The sequence below is a fragment of the Pseudomonas sp. ANT_H12B genome (assembly GCF_008369325.1).
In the GTDB taxonomy this organism is placed as follows: domain Bacteria; phylum Pseudomonadota; class Gammaproteobacteria; order Pseudomonadales; family Pseudomonadaceae; genus Aquipseudomonas.
The window spans coordinates 105415-123773 of sequence record NZ_VOBI01000003.1; the positions used below are offsets into that span (position 1 = coordinate 105415).

General features: G+C 57.4%; 17 protein-coding genes and 2 pseudogenes. 7 read left to right on the plus strand and 12 right to left on the minus strand.

What is annotated here, in order from left to right:
- Positions 1-10: 10 nt before the first annotated feature.
- From rimK to FQ185_RS05710, 3 genes are read right to left on the minus strand one after another with little or no spacing between them, the layout of a single operon-like run.
- Positions 11-916: a 30S ribosomal protein S6--L-glutamate ligase gene (gene rimK, locus FQ185_RS05700; protein WP_149416655.1), complete on the minus strand. Its 906-nt coding sequence runs from the start codon at positions 914-916 to the stop codon at positions 11-13.
- Positions 913-1374 carry an ATP-dependent zinc protease gene (locus FQ185_RS05705; protein ID WP_178113504.1) on the minus strand — a complete coding sequence of 154 codons (462 nt, stop codon included), beginning with the start codon at positions 1372-1374 and terminating at the stop codon, positions 913-915. The genes rimK and FQ185_RS05705 overlap by 4 nt, the downstream gene beginning before the upstream one ends.
- A gap of 34 nt (positions 1375-1408) precedes the next feature.
- On the minus strand, positions 1409-2188 hold the full coding sequence (locus tag FQ185_RS05710; RefSeq protein ID WP_149416657.1) for an EAL domain-containing protein: 780 nt from the start codon (positions 2186-2188) through the stop codon (positions 1409-1411).
- 115 nt (positions 2189-2303) lie between these two features.
- Here FQ185_RS05710 and FQ185_RS05715 point away from each other — a divergent pair, with 115 nt between their 5' ends.
- Positions 2304-2714, plus strand: a complete 411-nt coding sequence (locus FQ185_RS05715; RefSeq protein ID WP_149416658.1) for an RNA-binding S4 domain-containing protein — start codon at positions 2304-2306, stop codon at positions 2712-2714.
- Between the two features lie 124 nt (positions 2715-2838).
- Here the strand turns inward: FQ185_RS05715 and FQ185_RS30955 are convergent.
- Positions 2839-2950: pseudogene (locus FQ185_RS30955) on the minus strand (phosphoesterase); the annotation flags it as partial.
- 102 nt (positions 2951-3052) lie between these two features.
- On the opposite strand from FQ185_RS30955, the gene hslO reads away from it, so the two are divergent.
- Together hslO and FQ185_RS05725 are read left to right on the plus strand one after the other, a co-directional pair.
- On the plus strand, positions 3053-3955 hold the full coding sequence (hslO, locus tag FQ185_RS05720; RefSeq protein ID WP_149416659.1) for an Hsp33 family molecular chaperone HslO: 903 nt from the start codon (positions 3053-3055) through the stop codon (positions 3953-3955).
- Positions 3956-4137: 182 nt separating this feature from the next.
- The gene (locus tag FQ185_RS05725; RefSeq protein ID WP_149416660.1) at positions 4138-5679 is read left to right on the plus strand and encodes a phosphoenolpyruvate carboxykinase; all 1542 of its coding nucleotides are present in this window, start codon (positions 4138-4140) and stop codon (positions 5677-5679) included.
- Positions 5680-5943: 264 nt separating this feature from the next.
- Here the strand turns inward: FQ185_RS05725 and FQ185_RS05730 are convergent, their stop codons facing one another.
- The 5 genes from FQ185_RS05730 to FQ185_RS05750 all read right to left on the minus strand — a co-directional run bounded on the left by FQ185_RS05730 (position 5944) and on the right by FQ185_RS05750 (position 9637).
- A complete protein-coding gene (locus tag FQ185_RS05730; RefSeq protein ID WP_149416661.1) occupies positions 5944-6615 on the minus strand; it encodes a hypothetical protein in 672 nt (223 codons plus the stop codon).
- Between the two features lie 265 nt (positions 6616-6880).
- Entirely contained in the window at positions 6881-7234 is a 354-nt protein-coding gene (locus FQ185_RS05735; protein WP_149416950.1) for a DUF1493 family protein, read from the minus strand.
- Between the two features lie 229 nt (positions 7235-7463).
- A complete protein-coding gene (locus FQ185_RS05740) occupies positions 7464-7760 on the minus strand; it encodes a hypothetical protein (protein WP_123367054.1) in 297 nt (98 codons plus the stop codon).
- 381 nt (positions 7761-8141) lie between these two features.
- Positions 8142-9269 (minus strand): hypothetical protein, encoded by a 1128-nt coding sequence (locus FQ185_RS05745; protein ID WP_149416662.1) that lies wholly within the window; start codon positions 9267-9269, stop codon positions 8142-8144.
- A 104-nt stretch (positions 9270-9373) separates the two neighbouring features.
- The gene (locus FQ185_RS05750; protein ID WP_149416663.1) at positions 9374-9637 is read right to left on the minus strand and encodes a hypothetical protein; all 264 of its coding nucleotides are present in this window, start codon (positions 9635-9637) and stop codon (positions 9374-9376) included.
- Positions 9638-9945: 308 nt separating this feature from the next.
- On the opposite strand from FQ185_RS05750, the pseudogene FQ185_RS05755 reads away from it, so the two are divergent.
- The 4 genes and pseudogenes from FQ185_RS05755 to FQ185_RS05770 all read left to right on the plus strand — a co-directional run.
- Positions 9946-10217: pseudogene (locus tag FQ185_RS05755) on the plus strand (polysaccharide deacetylase); the annotation flags it as partial.
- A gap of 199 nt (positions 10218-10416) precedes the next feature.
- A complete protein-coding gene (locus FQ185_RS05760; protein ID WP_149416664.1) occupies positions 10417-12345 on the plus strand; it encodes an ATP-dependent DNA helicase RecQ in 1929 nt (642 codons plus the stop codon).
- Between the two features lie 144 nt (positions 12346-12489).
- Positions 12490-13716, plus strand: coding sequence for a 3-hydroxyacyl-CoA dehydrogenase (locus tag FQ185_RS05765; protein ID WP_149416665.1), 1227 nt, complete (start codon positions 12490-12492; stop codon positions 13714-13716).
- A gap of 141 nt (positions 13717-13857) precedes the next feature.
- Positions 13858-14277: a thioesterase family protein gene (locus FQ185_RS05770; RefSeq protein WP_149416666.1), complete on the plus strand. Its 420-nt coding sequence runs from the start codon at positions 13858-13860 to the stop codon at positions 14275-14277.
- 69 nt (positions 14278-14346) lie between these two features.
- On the opposite strand, the gene FQ185_RS05775 is transcribed toward FQ185_RS05770, so the two are convergent.
- The 3 genes from FQ185_RS05775 to fdhD all read right to left on the minus strand — a co-directional run bounded on the left by FQ185_RS05775 (position 14347) and on the right by fdhD (position 18267).
- Entirely contained in the window at positions 14347-14835 is a 489-nt protein-coding gene (locus FQ185_RS05775) for a glycine zipper domain-containing protein (protein WP_149416667.1), read from the minus strand.
- 247 nt (positions 14836-15082) lie between these two features.
- On the minus strand, positions 15083-17431 hold the full coding sequence (locus tag FQ185_RS05780) for an FdhF/YdeP family oxidoreductase (protein WP_149416668.1): 2349 nt from the start codon (positions 17429-17431) through the stop codon (positions 15083-15085).
- The gene (fdhD, locus tag FQ185_RS05785) at positions 17428-18267 is read right to left on the minus strand and encodes a formate dehydrogenase accessory sulfurtransferase FdhD (RefSeq protein ID WP_149416669.1); all 840 of its coding nucleotides are present in this window, start codon (positions 18265-18267) and stop codon (positions 17428-17430) included. Before fdhD ends, FQ185_RS05780 begins: the two co-directional genes overlap by 4 nt.
- Positions 18268-18359 lie beyond the last annotated feature (92 nt).

The following is an 18359-nucleotide window of genomic DNA, read 5'->3' on the forward strand; positions in this document are numbered from 1 at the left end:
CGAGTCAGCTTCAACCTTTGCCTTTGGTGCGCGTCATATTCGGCCCACCATTCTTTTCCAGATGCTCAATGATGATCCCCGCCACGTTTTTGCTCGTGGTGATCTCAATCCCTTCCAGCCCCGGTGACGAGTTCACTTCCATCACCAGCGGCCCATGATTGGAACGCAGGATATCCACACCGGCCACCGCCAATCCCATCACCTTCGCCGCACGCAATGCCGTCATGCGTTCTTCCGGGGTGATCTTGATCAGGCTGGCGGTGCCACCACGATGCAGGTTGGAGCGAAACTCCCCAGGCTTGGCCTGACGCTTCATCGCCGCAATCACCTTGTCGCCCACCACGAAGCAGCGAATGTCCGCCCCGCCGGCTTCCTTGATGTATTCCTGAACCATGATGTTCTGCTTCAGGCCCATGAACGCCTCGATCACCGATTCCGCCGCCGTCGCCGTTTCACACATCACCACGCCGATGCCCTGAGTGCCTTCCAGCACCTTGATCACCAATGGCGCGCCGTTGACCATCTCGATCAAGTCGGGAATGTCGTCCGGGGAGTGCGCAAAACCGGTGACCGGCAAACCGATCCCCCGTCGCGACAGCAATTGCAGGGACCGCAGTTTGTCCCGCGATCGAGCAATGGCAACCGACTCGTTGAGCGGAAAAACGCCCATCATTTCGAACTGACGTAACACCGCGCAGCCATAAAACGTCACCGACGCACCGATCCGCGGGATCACCGCATCGAAACCTTCCAGCGGCTTGCCGCGGTAGTGGATCTGCGGCTTGTGGCTGGCAATGTTCATGTAAGCGCGCAGGGTGTCGATCACCACCATTTCATGGCCGCGCTCGATACCGGCTTCGACCAAACGACGAGTGGAATACAGACGCGGGTTTCGCGACAGCACAGCGATCTTCATGCAACACCTGTGGAGAAGGTAGATACCGGGAACACCGGCTTGTCTTGTACATACTTGATGCCCGGATTGACCACCAACTGGCCGTCGATCAGGGCTTTGGAACCGAGTAACAGGCGATAACGCATGGACTTGCGGCAGGCGAGGGTGAACTCGACCCGCCAGACCCGATCACCGAGGGCCAGGGTGGTGCTGACCACGTAACGCATCTGCGCGTGACCATTGGAGCTTTTAATGGTTTTCATCGTCACCAGCGGTGCTTCGCAGCGCCGGTGACGCAGTTGCACCACCGTGCCCAAGTGCGCAGTAAAGCGTACCCATCGTTCCCCGTCGCGTTCGAACGGTTCGATATCGGTGGCATGCAGGCTGGAGGTGCTGGCGCCGGTGTCGATTTTTGCCCGCAGGCCAGCGACTCCCAGATCCGGGAGCGCCACCCACTCGCGCAGACCGACAACGGTCAAATGGTCAAATGTCTTCAATAGGAAAAACCGGCGATTAACGCGTCCAGGTCCCAGGCGTTACCTGAGCCAACGCTTTGAATGCAGGTTTGGCGAACCAGTAACCCTGCATCAGAAAAATTCCACAGTCCGCCAGGAAGTCCCGTTCTCCAGCGCTTTCAATGCCTTCGGCGATGACTGTAACGTCCAACTCCGCACACATTGTGACAACCCCTCGTACGATAGCCTGACGAACACGATCGCGGTCGACATCGCGGATCAGTGCCATGTCGAGTTTGATCAGGTCCGGTTGGAAATCGGCGAGCAGATTGAGCCCCGAGTAGCCCGCGCCGAAATCGTCGATGGCAGTCTTGAAGCCGAATTCGCGGTATTCACGCAGAATATTAGTCAAATGGCGATAGTTATCTACATGCTGGCTTTCCAGTGTTTCGAAAATCAGCCGGTTGATGGGGAAGTTGTGTTTTCTCGCGGCTTCCAGAGTGCTGCGAATACACAGCTCCGGGCGGTATACGGCGTTGGGCATGAAGTTGATCGACAAGTGTGTCTGCATATTTAAATTCGCCGCACCTTCAATGGCGCGAGTCCGGCAGAGCTGGTCGAAGCGGTAGCGATTGTCTTCGGTAACCTGATCGAGCACCGACAGCGCACCCTCTCCAGCCAAACCGCGGACCAACGCTTCGTGGGCAAAAATCGACTGGTCTCGTAAATCGACGATCGGTTGATAGGCGAAGGCAAAATCGAAGCCCAGGGGCTCGCTTTGCTGGCAGCCCTGGCAACTGTCCTGAGGCGAGGTCAATGAAGCCGGAAATATAGTCACTCGATCACTCCATGCCGGTAGCCGGCCAAGATCACAGTTTATCTGGAGGGCCGAGTTCTTGCGCCCGACAGAAACGGTAGTACAGTTCCGACTATGGGCTTAAAGAGGAATTCAAGTGGCACAAAAACAGGAAGAGGACGACAAGGTCCGTCTCGATAAGTGGTTGTGGGCCGCGCGTTTTTATAAAACACGTGCCTTGGCCAAGTCGGCCATCGAAAGTGGCAAGGTGCATTGCCGGGGCGAGCGCTGCAAACCCGGCAAGGAACCGAGGATTGGCGACGAGTTTCAGATTCGCGCAGGTTTCGAGGAGCGCACGGTGGTGGTTCAGGCGCTGTCGATCGTACGCCGTGGCGCGCCAGAGGCTCAGGCGCTCTACGCTGAAACCGAAGCCAGCATCGCCAAGCGCGAGGCGGCTGCGGCCATGCGTAAGGCCGGTTCGCTGGGTGTGAGCACCGATGGCAAACCGAGCAAGAAGCAGCGACGTGATTTGTTCAAGTTTCGCGGCAGCAGCAGCAACGACGAGTGAGACAGCAGATCGTTCCCACGCTCTGCGTGGGAATGCCTCAACGGACGCTCCGCGTTCGGCTCCGGATGCGACGCAGAGCGTCCCGGGCTGCATTCCCACGCAGAGCGTGGGAACGATCAAACGATAAGGGACCAATAGGCCATAACCAGAAGGCCAGCAGCGCCAGAGGCAAAAAAATTGCGCGAAGCCACCCGGCGCAGGTTCCACCTTGCTTGGAACAAACCCGGATTGTTCATAAAATGCCTCCCATGGCTGAACGTTGTGCACCAAAACGGTGCTGCCAAGGTACGATTTTCACTTCTGTAACCATTTTGTCATTACTTCAGATACCCAGACCTATGACTGATCTACCGGATACCGACTACACCCAACGCTTCATCTTCGATGACAGCGACACCCGCGGCGAGCTGGTTTCGTTAGAACGTAGCTACGCCGAAGTCCTCGCCAAACACGCTTATCCGGAGCCGGTCAAACAACTGCTCGGCGAACTGATGGCGGCCGCTTCGTTGCTGGTCGGCACGTTGAAGTTCGACGGCTTGCTGATTCTTCAGGCCCGTTCTGAAGGCCCGGTGCCGCTGTTGATGATCGAGTGCTCCAGCGAGCGCGAAATCCGTGGCCTGGCCCGTTACGAGGCCGACAAGATTGCCCCTGACGCGACCCTCGCCGACCTGATGCCAAACGGTGTTCTGGCACTGACGGTTGACCCGACCCAGGGCCAGCGTTACCAGGGCATCGTCGACCTCGATGGCGAAACCCTGTCGGAGTGCTTCACTAACTACTTCGTCATGTCTCAGCAAGTCGGCACGCGTTTCTGGCTGTACGCCGATGGTCGTCGTGCCCGTGGCTTGTTGCTGCAGCAATTGCCCGCCGACCGTCTGAAAGATGAAGAAGAACGCGCCGCCAGTTGGCAGCACATCACCGCGCTGGCCAGCACCCTGACCGCCGATGAATTGCTGGGCCTGGACAACGAAACCGCGCTCCATCGCCTCTACCACGAAGAGCAGGTTCGCTTGTTCGATGTGCAGAATCTACGCTTCCGTTGCAGCTGCTCGCGCGAACGTTCTGCCAATGCTCTGGTCAGTTTGGGTCTTGAAGATGCGCAGAACTTGGTCATCGAGCACGGTGGGAACATCGAGATCGACTGCCAGTTCTGCAACCAGCGTTACCTGTTCGACGCCGCCGATATCGCTCAATTGTTCGCCGGAGCGGGTGTCGATACGCCGTCAGATACCCGTCACTAAAACGGTTCAGCGCAGGTAAATTCACTGGTTAGCGCCGGAATAACGCCATTACGACGGGAGGGCCCTACTATTTTTGGGCGTTTCTGGCATAATCCGGCCCACTTTTTGTCGCGGTAGTAGTGCACGACTTTCTACTACAAAACGTTTGGAGCACACTCGGCCACTGGCCGACGGGGAATCTCATGACGCAAGCCAATAACGCCGTGTACACCGATCTGAGTGTTGATGATCTGGTAAAAGAAGCTCTGAGTCGCGGTGAGGGCGAGCTTGCCGATACCGGCGCGCTGACTGTTCGCACCGGTCACCGCACCGGCCGCTCGCCAGTCGATCGTTTCATCGTTGACGAGCCGTCCACCTCGGCTTCCATCGCCTGGGGCCCGATCAACCGCAAGTTCCCGGCCGACAAGTTCGATGCCCTGTGGGACCGCGTTGAAGCGTTCAACAACGCGCAAGAGCACTTCGTTTCCCACGTGCATGTAGGTGCGTCCGCCGACCACTACCTGGCCGTGAAGATGACCACCCAGACTGCCTGGCAGAACTTGTTCGGCCGTTGCCTGTTCATCAACCCGGCTCAGTACAACCCGGCTGGCCGTGACGAGTGGCAAGTCCTGAACGTTGCCAACTTCGAGTGCGTGCCAGAGCGTGACGGCACCAACTCCGACGGTTGCGTGATCCTCAACTTCGCTCAGAAGAAAGTGCTGATCGCCGGCATGCTTTACGCCGGTGAAATGAAGAAAGCCATGTTCTCGGTGCAGAACTACCTGCTGCCGGCTTCTGACGTACTGCCAATGCACTGCGCCGCCAACATCGGTGAAGCGGGCGACGTGACCCTGTTCTTCGGTCTGTCCGGCACCGGCAAAACCACCCTGTCCGCCGATGAAAGCCGTTACCTGATCGGTGACGACGAGCACGGCTGGGGTGAAGGCGTTGTCTTCAACATCGAAGGCGGCTGCTACGCCAAGTGCATCGACCTGTCCGAGAAGAACGAGCCGGTCATCTGGAAAGCCATCAAGCACGGCGCAGTCCTGGAAAACGTCGTCATCGATGACGCCAAGCACGCCGACTACACCGATGTCAGCCTGACCCAGAACAGCCGCGCCGCCTACCCGCTGGAGCACGTCGCCAAGCGTTCCGAGGAAAACCTCGGTGGCGAGCCAAACGCTGTGATCTTCCTGACCTGCGACCTGACTGGCGTACTGCCGCCAGTGTCGATCCTCAGCGAAGAACAAGCGGCCTACCACTTCCTGTCCGGCTACACCGCACTGGTGGGCTCGACCGAAATGGGTTCCGGCAGCGGCATCAAGTCGACTTTCTCCACCTGCTTCGGCGCACCGTTCTTCCCGCGTCCGGCCGGCGAATACGCAGAACTGCTGATCAAGCGCATCCGCGGCTTCGGCTCCAAGGTCTACCTGGTCAACACCGGTTGGACCGGCGGCGGCTACGGCGTCGGCAAACGCTTCAACATCCCGACCACTCGCGGCGTGATCGCAGCGATCCAGAGCGGCGCGTTGATCGGCGTTGAAACCGAACACCTCGATACCATCAACCTCGACGTGCCATTGGCCGTACCGGGCGTTGAGACTGGGCTGTTGAACCCACGTAACACCTGGGCTGACAAGGCTGCTTACGATGAATCGGCGAAAGCACTGGCTGGGTTGTTTGTTGAGAACTTCAAGAAGTTTGAAGTGAGCGACGCGATCAAGGCTGCTGGGCCTAAGTTGTAAGGCTTGGATTTAGCGAATGAAAAAGCCGCCCTTTGAGGGCGGCTTTTTTGTGGGGTACTTTTAAATTTCTAGTTTTTGCTGAGGGTCTGTGCAATCAAGAATGTGAAAGCCGATAGTTTGGCTGTCGAGGCGCATGTGATCTACAACTGGATTGACTCGAAAAATTATCCCCTCCCTATCAGCAACTCTTTGCATCTTCGACCTTATACTTTCATTCCAAGTCACGCTGAATTTTTCATTATCTGAAATTATAGTTCCTTTGTGCTAGCTGAACGCTACGACATCAAGGCGGCCGACAATATTAAGGGTGGCTTTAAGCTCCTCTTTTTGGTTTCCCATTATTGCTCTTTGGTCAGGAGTTAGTCTGAACTCACTGCTTTCGGTGCTAAGACTAATGTACTCGACCGAGCTGCCGTCAATCTGGGAAAGAAGCTTGTTTACAGGTCCTCGAGTAAGCTGGGCGGCCCAAAGAATTTTAGGGTCGTTAATAAGAATAGTACCTTTATTATTATCATAAGAAACATTCGGACTATCGAAGCGAGAACCGGCGTTGAAGCTGTTTACGATGTTGATATTAATTGAAAGACCTTTATCGATAAGGCTTGACGCTTTTTCACGAAGTTCAATGGCATTTTTGAATAGAGTAACTATCGTTTCGGATAGTACTTGTCCTCCATCTGCTGCGAATATGCCCAAAACCTCTTTGTGGTTTAGTACAAAGTTCAATAAAAGCTCGATTGACCCTTGGTTGATACTAACATTGTAGTCTAATTGTTTTTTTATGTTGGGAGTGATTTGTCTTCTCCCTAATTGCACCGCAACTAAACCGTCCAGAATTTTTCTATAGCTAGAAATTAGATTTTCAAGAGTTCTTAGGTCGTATACTCCCCCGCTAAATGCGAGCCCTTGAGCATAGATCCTTAAGTCTTGTTCCATACCGTTCCCTAGCAGGGAATTTTTATGTCGGCAGTACAGTGCAAAACCGAATTTTGCTTATGTCTCTCATTACCTGATGTGCCATGCTTAAAGAGCAATGACACGTTGCCCATTGTTGGAGAGTAAACTGCAGCGGCACCAATTTGCCAGTATCTATTGAAAGCTCATGGTCAGATTGGATAAGAGGGGACGTTGGTTAGGGAAGTGAAAATTGACCACAAAGGCTAGAAGTCTCTTTTCAGAATCGGATTTTGCGGAATCTGCTTTATTGGCTTTCCATTTCCTGTGTATCCCACCGTTGCAACTTGACCGCTTGGTAAAGCATATCGATGGTCAGTGGGACTTTATCGCCGCGCCCCTTGGCCCTTCGCTTGAGATGCACATCAAACCCTTCCGGCTGGAAGTAGCGATAGGTGTCGTAGTCCACGAGGTCGACCCCAAACTGTTCTTCTAGCGCTTCCATCAAATGCCGTGCATCGGCACCGTCGCAGCCCAGGTCGAAGTTGATCGAGGTGGTGAGGCTGATGGTTTTGCGTTCGGGCAGCCCGAGTTCTTCGTGCAGCAGCTGCATAAGCAAGTGCATCGCGTGGTCATCGGGGAAGTTGGGGGCGAGGTTCATGGGGCGTCTTCTGTTCAGGGCCATTTCGTGGGATGGATTAAGCCTGATTTTGCGATGCGTTGGATGTCGATCAGAGCTGCGAACATGGAATTCGCGGGAAGGCTGGCGCTCACTCCGTACGATCTCGTTCATTTGTTGCACGCTTTCCATCAGCTGATCAAAAAACTTGCTCAAGGTTATCCCCGGGATTTGATCGTTCCCACAGCGTGGGAACGATCTTCGCTCAACGTCAGGTGGGTGCTTTCCAGCCCATCATGCGTTGTTGGGCGACTTTCAGTAGGTCGCAGCCGTCCTGGGTCAATAGGTAGAGGGCGTGGGTGATATGCGGGATGTCTTCCACGTCACCGTTTTTGAAGCATTGGCAATGTAGGGTTTTGAGCAGGTCGCCGGAGGCTCGGATTCGCTGGAGGGCGGCTTCGAGGATGTCTTGCGGGTTGGCTTCTGTGTCGATGATCAGGGGCGGGGAATCGGTGAGGTTTGTTTGGAGGGGGCGGTAGCGATCGGGGAACGGGTTCAACTTATTCATTTTATGTATTCTCAAATGCATCAGATGAAACCACCACCATCGTGACCAAGCGATGGAGGCGGACTGTGTTCGGGTTGGTCAGCCGGAGGAATACATAAGACCGGCACGCCATAAGGCGTCCCAAACACAGCCACCATATAGCGTGCAGACACTTGAGGTGCCGGCAGCATACAACGGACGCGTTTATGTATTCCATCGAGTGACCAAGCCCGAGACGCTGATTTGGCAGCGACAGCCCGACTATAGGTGCGGGCAGCCGGGCAGCGATAGACGATAAAGAGTCCCCGCTTGTAGGATCGGGCCGAACCTCGGCTAGGTCCTTTCTATAGGAATTTTCGCGACGAATGTTCTCGCGCTTTCCACCCTCCCGCGCCCCTCACCTCAAAGAATATGCTGATACGAAGCCACATCCAGCAGGTCAGTGCTCAGCCCGGTCGCCGGCGCATAGATCGTGCCTTTCACTGCCGAGAACCTGACCCCATTACTGCCGAGTGAAACGTATCGCTCGCCTTGGTCCAGTTCGGTGAAGTAGGTGTACGAACACTTTTCCATCGCTTTGTATTTCGCGGCGGCGCTGGCCATGGAGTTGTGATGGTTCTGCAGGTCGGCCGCGCTCAGGTTGAGGTTTTTGTTCAGCGGCACGTCCCAGCGTTTCAGGCACCCTTCAGCAAAGTGGCGGACGATCAGGCCGGGTTCGGCCAGTGTTTTAGGGCCGCTGACACCATCTGCGGCGGCGTTGCCAGCCAGCGTGCCATGGCGGCCGGGCATGGGATAAATGTGGGTTCGGGTGCCGGTGGCCGTTTGCGGGATGACGCAGCTGAAGCCTTTGGAGCGCTCGTCTCGGGCGTAGAAGCCGACGTATTCTTTTACGTTGGCATTCAGTTTTACTTTGTCTTCCTGAAAGTTACCGATGCCCGGTACCGGATCAATCGCAAAGATATTCACCGGGATGTTCTTCAGTGCGCTGTCCTTGAACATGGCATTGGCCAGCATGTGGCAACTAATACCTCCGCGGCTCCAGCCTACCAAGTTGACCTTGGTTGGAATAATGCCGTCCTTGCGAAATGTTTTAATTATTTGTTCTTGCAACTTCTGCTGGGTCACGCTGCGGGCGCCGTAGTTATATTTACGCCATAGCCACGAACCTTCAACGATCACGTCTTCGATGGGAATACCCGCCGCCTTGAGTCGCTTGTATTCGGTCTCGGTCAGCTTCTCACGCTGCCAGTCGCACTTGCCTTTGATGATGTTGATGGCGTGTTGGACGTTCTCGTCCCACCCCTTGCCAAACAACGTGCCGCTGAGGCCATAGTCCTTGGAGCGGGTGAACAGTTCGTCGGCTTGCAGATTGCTGGTGCCGGGACCATCGAGCACGATCCATTCGGCAAACTCCCGGCCGCCATGATGAGAAGCCAGCGTTGAAACCAGTTCGCCATTCCAGTAAGTCGGGTTTTGGCTGTCTAATTTGGTCGAGCCGGTGCCGCAAAAGAAAATAGTTAATGTAGTCATTGTTGTGCGTTTGTTTTTATTTAAGAGCTTGCAGGCTAGTGTGTGTTATTTAAATAATGAAGTGGTTAGTTGTTGCCGGGTTTGTAATGTGTATGTTTTTGGTTTTAACGGTCTATTCGTTGTCTGGCAACTTCCAGGAGTTCGCAGCCGTCCTGCGTTAGTAAATACAGCGCATTCACTATATGAGGAATGTCCTTCACATCGGCTTGTTTGAAACACAGGCAGTAAAGCGTTTCGAGCAAATCGCTGGCCGCACGCAGGCGCTGCTGAGCGGCGTCGAGTACGGCGCCGGTGCTGGCGGCGGTGTCGATGACCAGTACGGGCGTTTCGCTGTAGCTGGTTTTGAGTGGACGATAGCGGTCTTGCATCTAGGTAGTCCTGTAGGAAGTCGGGCAGTCTCGCCGGCTGGCCGCACACTGTTTTCAGGCGCGCCGCAAACTATAGAAGGGGCGACGTAGCGCAGCAATACGGCCGCAATGGACAGAGTTTGTAGGGGGTTTACGGGCCTTCGGGTATTGGTCTTACGCATTTCCCGAGGGTTTTGACGGTGAAACCTCTAGAGGTGAAATTTCCTACGGTTTTGTCAGGCGTGGCAGGGTATTCATCTGTATGGTGCGCGCCAGAATCTGTAGGGCATTTCGAAAATGCCTGGTTAAGCACTTAAAGGGAATTAGGTATGCAGCGGCTTCGTATGGCCTCGATTTTATTGTTGTGGGCCGGTGTTTGTCGTCTGGCGGGCGCGGCCGACGCGGGTAACGCGATGGTCCTCGCCAACATGGACCGCGCCGGTTGGCCGGATGCCCTTACCACTCAGGCGACGTGGACACCGCGTCACGCGCCGAGGTGCTGATCTTTGGCAAGACACTGCTGGCCAGCGAAGAGCTGGATGAGCAGGGGCTGAAACGGCGTCTGGGTGTGCGGGACGTGAAGCTCAAGTCTGTACGGCAAGGGGACACACTGCGTTCCAATGGGACGCGGAGCGTCCCGGGCTGCATTCCCACGCAGAGCGTGGGAACGATCAACGACGGCTACCTCCGAGACCATCCGCTGTATCATCCCGTATCGTTTTGGTCCCCGACCTTTTCTCGACTCTCTGCGATCGCCAGCTAGGCTTTGGGCTTCGCAGCGGTCAACGGAGTGACAGCTCATGCACAACACCCTGAAACAGGTTTTCGGTTATCCACAGTTTCGGCCCGGCCAGGAGGCGGCGGTCAGCGCGGTGTTGGCCGGGCGCTCGGCAGCGGCGATTTTCCCCACAGGCTCAGGCAAATCCCTTTGCTATCAATTGCCGGCCTTGTTGCTGCCGCACCTGACGCTGGTGGTGTCGCCTCTGCTGGCGTTGATGCAGGATCAGTTGGCCTTCCTGCAGCGCCACGGCATCTCGGCGGGGAGTATCGACTCGGCTCAGAGTCGCGATGACGCCAGCGATGTGATGGCCCGCGCCAAGTCCGGCGAGTTGAAGATTTTGATGATTTCAGTGGAGCGTTTGAAGAACGAGCGTTTCCGTAATTTCTTGCAGCAGGTGCCGATCTCGCTGCTGGTGGTGGACGAGGCGCACTGTATCTCCGAGTGGGGCCATAACTTCCGTCCCGACTACCTCAAGCTCCCCGACTATCAGCGCCAGTTCAACATTCCACAGGCGCTGCTGCTGACCGCCACTGCGACGCCGAAGGTGATCGCCGACATGGAGGCCAAGTTCGCTATCGCTCCCGAAGACGTGGTGACCACCGGCTTCTATCGGCCGAACCTCAACTTGCTGGTGGAACCGGTACGCGGTCAGGACAAACGCCGACGTCTTGTCGAATGGATGAGCGAACGTCCCGCTCAGCCGAGCATCGTCTACGTCACCCTGCAGAAAACCGCCGAGCACATCGCCGAGCACCTGAATCGGAATGGCATCCAGGCCGAGGCCTACCACGCCGGTCTGCCCCACGAACAACGCGAAGCAATCCAGAAACGGTTCATGGGCGGGCAGTCCAATTGCATCGTCGCCACCATCGCGTTCGGCATGGGCATCGACAAGAGCGACATCCGCAACGTGGTGCATTTCGACCTGCCAAAATCCATCGAAAACTACAGCCAGGAGATCGGCCGCGCCGGGCGTGACGGGCAGCCATCGGATTGCCTGGTACTGGCTAACCGCGACAGCCTCAACGTGCTGGAAAACTTCGTCTACGGCGACACGCCGGAACGGGATGGCATCCGCTGCGTGCTCGATGAGTTGCAAGCCGCTGCGCCCGAGGGGCAGTGGGAGTTTTTGTTGGGGCCGCTGGCGGATCAAAGCAACATCCGCCAATTGCCGCTTAAAACCTTGCTGGTGCAACTGGAACTGCGCGGGATCATCGCCCCGCGTTACGCCTATTACGCTGAATACCGTTTCAAATACTTGCAGGAGCCGGAGGCTTTGCTGGCTCGCTTCGAAGGTGAGCGCAGAGACTTTGTCGCGGCGATCATCCAGACCTCCACCCGCGCGCGGACCTGGGCCACGGTGAATTTTGACGCACTGTACGAACAGCATTCGGCCGAGCGCAACCGGGTGGTCAAGGCGCTGGATTACTTCCAGGAGAAGGGCTGGGTGGAGCTTGAAAGCAAGCAGATGACCGAGGTCTACAGCCTGCTGCAAACGGATTTTGACAGTCAGGCCCTGAGTGCCGAACTGCACGCCTGTTTCACCCAGCATGAACGCACCGAGATTTCGCGGATTCACGCCATGCTGGACCTGTTCGCCACAGACCATTGCCTGGGTTATCGCCTGGCCGAGTACTTCGGCGACGAAAACGCGCCTCAGCAGTGCGGGCATTGTTCGGTGTGTCACGGGGATGTGGCGCGACTACCGGCGCCACCGGAGTTGCCGGCGCTTGTGGATAAAAGCTTCGAGGCGTTGAGCAGTGATTTTATCCACAGGCATGAACAGCACATCGGCCACGTACCCTCGGCTGAGCGCGTGACACGGTTTCTGTGCGGGATCAGTGTGCCGCTGTTTACCAAGCTCAAGGCGCGATCGATTCCGGGGTTTGCTGCGTTGGAGGATTATCCGTATGGCGAAGTCCGAGCGTGGGCCGAGGCGCACCTTTAGATCGTTCCCACGCAGAGCGTGGGAACGATCAAGTGGGCGGCCATCCATCTGCTGAATGTTGCTCATCACAGGAATAAATTTCAAAAAAGCCCGGTGGCTGACTATGGTGAGGGCTGTCTTTGGATCGCCAACAAGAGAACAACTATGAGCCAGACATCGTTCACTATTCAGCGCGCAGCCGTCATCGGCGCAGGCACTATGGGCCGCGGCATTGTCATGTGCCTGGCCAACGCAGGGGTTCCAGTGCAATGGGTCGATAAGAATCCGCAAATGCTTGAGCAGGCGCTGCTGACCGTGGCTGACACCTACGCTCACAACGTGCGTCAAGGCCGGATCGATCAGGCCGAGGCTGATGCTCGTATTGCACGAGTAACGGCGGCTGCGGGTTATGCGGCGATCCGCGATGTCGATCTGGTGATCGAAGCGGTTTACGAAAATCTTGAGCTCAAGCAGAAAATCTTCCGTGAACTGGATGGTCTGCTCAAACCCGAAGCGATTCTGGCCAGCAATACTTCGGCGCTGGATATCGACGCCATTGCCGCGGCCACTCGTCGTCCGGAACAGGTCCTGGGCCTGCACTTCTTCAGCCCGGCGAACATCATGAAATTGCTGGAAATCGTCCGCGGTGCGCAAACCTCCCGGGCGGTGCTTGAAGCCGCATTGGCGTTGGGTAAATGCATGGGCAAGGTGAGCGTGGTGTCGGGTAATTGCCACGGTTTCATCGGTAACCGCATGCTTCATCCCTATGTGCTCGAAGCGCGCAAGATGCTGCTCGAAGGCGCCTTTGCACAACAGATCGATGCGGCGCTACAAGGTTTTGGCTTCGCCATGGGGCCGTTCCGCATGTACGACGTGGTCGGCATCGATCTGGAATGGCGCGCTCGTGGGCTGTCGGGCAAAGGGCAGGATGCGCCCGAGGTTCAAGTGGACAACCGTCTGTGCGAATTGGGTCGTTTCGGTCAGAAGAGTGGCAACGGTTATTACCACTATGAACCGGGCAGTCGACAGGCTGAGCACGATGTGGAGGTCGATGCGCTGGTGCTGGAAGTCAGCGCCGGGCTGGGTTTCCAGCGTCGCGAGATAGAGCCTGAGGAGATTCTGGAGCGGTGCTTGCTGGCACTGGTCAATGAAGGGGCGAAGATTCTTCAGGAAGGGATCGCCGAATCGGCGCATGACATCGATCTGGTGTACCTCAACGGTTACGGCTTCCCGGCGGACAAGGGTGGGCCGATGGCCTGGCCAGATCAGCAAGGATTGCCGGATATTCATCAGCGTTTGCTGGCGCTGGAGACAAAGCAGGGTGATCAGTGGAAACCGGCGCGGTTGATTGGAGAGTTGGCGGCGGTGGGTAAAGGGTTTGCGGATCGATAGACTCCACCGCGGGTGATCGTTCCCACGCTCTGCGTGGGAATGCAGCCCGGGACGCTCCGCGTCCCAACTGCGGACGCAGAGCGTCCATTGAGGCATTCCCACGCGGAGCGTGGGAACGATCTTTCGAAACGGGAAGCTCCCATGAATCAACGCACCGACTACATTCACTTCCAACCTATTACCACCCGCTGGCACGACAACGACGTCTACGGTCACGTCAACAACGTCACTTACTACAGTTTCTTCGACACGGCAGTGAACACCTACCTCATTGAAGTCGGCGGCCTGGATATTCATGACGGTGAGGTGGTGGGCTTTGTGGTGAGTTCGGCCTGCGATTACTTTGCATCCATTGCCTTCCCGGACCGGATCGAGATCGGCCTGCGCGTGGGCAAGTTAGGCAACAGTTCGGTGCAGTACGAACTGGCGGTGTTCAAGGCCGGGGATGATGAAGCCTGTGCGGCGGGACGTTTTGTTCATGTGTTTGTGGATCGGGCATCGAATCAGCCTGTGGCGATTCCTTCCGGGTTGCGCGGTGCGTTGGAGCGTTTGGTGGTTTGACGAGCAAAAAAAATCGCAGCCCTTGGGCTGCGATTTTTGGATCTACCTGTCTGTGAAGCCGTTCAGGTCTCAGCGATGACGGTTATGTTTGTGATGCTTGCGGTGGCCATAGGCATGACCGCGCCCTGGGTGGCCGTCACGGTAGTAGCGACGATCATCGCGGCCACCACGATAGGAACGACGGTCGTCGTCCTCATCGCTCTTGTTGCCCATATAGTTACCCAGCGCGCCACCGGCGCCGCCGCCTGCTGCGGAGCCGATGAGGCTGCCGGTGGTGCCGCCCACGCTGCGGCCGACCACGTTACCGCCCGCTGCGCCCAACGCACCGCCAATAGCGGCTTCGCCACGGCTGCGTTTGTCTGCGCCAACAGCACTACCACCCGCGCCGCCCAGGGCCGCGCCAATGGTGGAACCTGTATTGCCGCCTAATGACTGACCGACGACCGAGCCCAGAACCCCGCCCAATGCGCCGCCCACACCTGCTTCGGTGGTGCCGCCGGCAGAAGCGAAGCCACTGACCAAGCCAAGGGACAACAAGAGAATCGAGGAGAACTTCATAGAGGAACCTCAAGGGGATGACGGCGCGATCCTGAGGCTGTGTCAGGGTTGTGACAACCTAAATCCGACGAGTAACACGACTTCAACACATTTCTATAACTTGCTGTTTTTTAGGCGGAACTTAAGTGTTTTTCGCCGGTCTTTAGCTACTTCGGATAGGCCGTTTTGTGAAAAAACGGCCTTTTTTGTGGGCGTTTGGAAAGTTCTGAGGAAATCATTCCCACGCTCTGCGTGGGAACGAGCAGGGTCAGGCCGACTTGGCCATGATGAGCCCAGTCTCACTTGCCGCTTCCAACCGGATCGCCACAAACTTCGACGTCGGCGTATGGCTGCCATCCCCGGTGCTTTCCAGCGGCACAAGCGGATTGACTTCCGGATAGTAAGCCGCCGCTTGCCCAGCAGGAATATCAAACGCCAGCAGCGTGAAGCCCTTCACCCGACGTTCGCGGCCATCATCCCAGATCGACACGATGTCGGCCTTTTGCCCAGGCTTGAAACCCAGGCGAATGATGTCCGCTTCGTTCACAAACAACACGTCGCGCTGACCTTTCACGCCGCGATAGCGGTCATTCAGTCCATAGATCGTTGTGTTGTACTGATCGTGGGAACGCATCGACTGCATGATCAGGTCCGGCAACACACCCGTGGCGCGGGTGCGTTCGTGCACCAGATCCTTGGGCAAGATGTTCGGGCGGAAATTCGCCCGACCCGACGGTGTGTTCCAGCGACGAGCGCCAGCGCTGTTGCCAAGGTAGAAACCGCCCGGATTCTGGATCTTCTCGTTGAAGTCGCGAAAACCCGGAATGGTGTCGGCGATCAGGTCACGGATGCGGCGGTAGTCAGCCACCAGCCAGTGCCAGTCAACCGGTTTGCTGCCCAGTGTTGCGGCGGCGATGCCGGCGATGATCGACGGCTCCGAACGCATCTGGTTCGACAGCGGTTGCAACTGACCGTTGGAGGCGTGGACCATGCTGAACGAGTCTTCGACGGTCACCGCTTGCGGGCCTTCGGTCTGGATATCGATGTCGGTGCGGCCCAGGCACGGCAAGATCAGCGCGTCTTTCCCGTGAGCCAGATGGCTGCGGTTGAGTTTGGTGCTGATCTGCACGGTCAGGTCGCAGTTGCTCAGGGCCTGGAAGGTCCGGTGGCTGTCCGGAGTGGCTTGGGCGAAGTTACCGCCCAGACCGATAAAGACTTTCGCTCGGCCATCAGCCATGGCATGGATCGCCTCGACCACGTTGTGGCCGTTTTCACGCGGTACCTTGAACTGGAAGCGACGCTCCAGTGAATCGAGGAACGCCACCGGCGGACGTTCGTTGATGCCCATGGTCCGGTCGCCCTGCACGTTACTGTGGCCGCGCACCGGACACAGACCGGCACCCGGCCGGCCGATGTTGCCGCGCAGCAGCATCAGGTTGGCGATTTCCTGGATGGTCGCCACCGAATGGCGGTGCTGGGTGATGCCCATCGCCCAGCACATGATCACGTTCTTGCCCTTGGCATACATCCGCGCTGCTTGCTCGATCTCGACAAGGGGCAGGCCGGATTGCTCGACGATCTGCTCCCACGAGGTGTCATCGACGATGCCCAGGTACTCCAGCACGTTGGCGCTGTGTTCATTGAGGAAGTCGTGGTCGAACACGGCAGGCTCACCCGCCTTCTGCGCATCGCGCTCCCATTGCAGCAGGAACTTGGCCATGCCGCGCATGATGGCCATGTCGCCACCCAATGCCGGACGGAAGTACGCGGTATTGGTCGGCCTGTCGCCGTTGGTGAGCATTTCGATCGGGTGTTGCGGGTGCTGGAAGCGTTCTAGACCGCGCTCTTTCAGCGGGTTGATGCACACCACCTGCGCGCCACGTTTCACCGCTTCGCGCAACGGTTCGAGCATCCGTGGGTGGTTGGTGCCGGGGTTCTGGCCCCAGACGAAAATCGCATCCGCATGTTCGAAGTCGTCGAAGGTCACGGTGCCTTTGCCGACGCCAACGCTCTGCGCCAACGCCACGCCGCTGGCCTCGTGGCACATGTTCGAGCAATCGGGGAAATTATTGGTGCCATAGGCGCGCACGAACAATTGATAGAGGAACGCCGCTTCGTTGCTGGCACGTCCCGAGGTGTAGAACTCGGCCTGGTCTGGGCTCGACAAGCCCCGCAGGTGCTTGGCGATCAGGGCAAACGCTTCGTCCCAGCTGATCGGTTGATAGCGATCGGTTTCGGCGTTGTACTTTAATGGCTCGGTCAGGCGCCCCTGATATTCAAGCCAATAGTCGCTCTGCTCCAGCAGCTGGGTGACGCTGTGTTTGGCAAAAAACTTGCCGTCTACACGCCGTTTCGTCGCTTCCCAGTTCACCGCTTTGGCGCCGTTCTCGCAGAACGCCACCATGCCGCCTTCCAGAGAATCGCCCCAGGCACAACCGGGGCAGTCGAAGCCGCCGTTCTTGTTGGTCTTGAGCATCATGCGCAGGTTTTTCAGCGCGTTGTCGCTGGTCAACCAGGCCTGGGCGACACTGATCAGTGCGCCCCAGCCACCGGCCGGGCCTTTATAGGGCTTGTAGCGAGGGACGGGTTTCTGGTCGGCTTGACGGTGTTGACTCACGCTTGATTCTCCAACGCTGGGCTGTAGACCCGCGGCGCATTCTTTTGTGGCAGATGGATGAGATTGAGGTTGTGACGACGGGCCCATTGCACGGCAAGGCCCGTGGGCGACGACAGGCTGACCAGGGTCTGGATGCCTGCGCGCAAAACTTTCTGGATCAATTCGAGGCTGCAACGGCTGGTGACAATCACCAGTCCGCCGGTCATCGAGATCTTCTGCCGGATCAGTCCGCCAATCAGCTTGTCGAGGGCGTTGTGCCGGCCGATGTCTTCGCGGCCCAGCAGCAATTCGCCCTGACTGTTCATGAACACCGCCGCATGCACTGCGCCGGAGTACTGGCCAAGCGGCTGGAACGCACCGATGCGTTGACGCAAGCCATCGAGCCATTCGGCGGGCGGCAAGGGTGCACCGGGCAAAACCTTGAGGTCTGGCAAGGCCTGTTCCACCGCTTCCACGCCACAGAGCCCGCAACCGCTGGTGCCGGCCATTTGCCGACGCTGCTGCTTGAGGTTCCAGAAGGCGCGATTGGCGATGGTCACTTGCGCGTACTGCGCCGCCCCCGAGCCACTGAGCTGCAAGTCATAAATGTCTGAGGCGTCTTCGATGATGCCGCTGCCCAGGCTGAAGCCGACGATGAAGTCGTCAAGGTCCGTCGGCGTCACCAACATGACCGCCTGGCTGATGCCGTTATAGGCAATCGCCAACGCGACTTCCTCGGCCAGCGCGGTGCTGTCCGATTCGGTATGGCAGAGGCTGCTGTAACTGTATGTCTGGCTGGCAGCGGGCGCAGGCGTTTCGAGGGCTGGCGCCGCGCAGGCAGGGCGCTTGACGTTCATGGCATCACCGACCGGTTGATCAGCTTTAAGCCTAGGCGCGTCAACTTGTCGCGTCTAATCGCTATTACTGATCTGCCGATAGATGCCGTCGA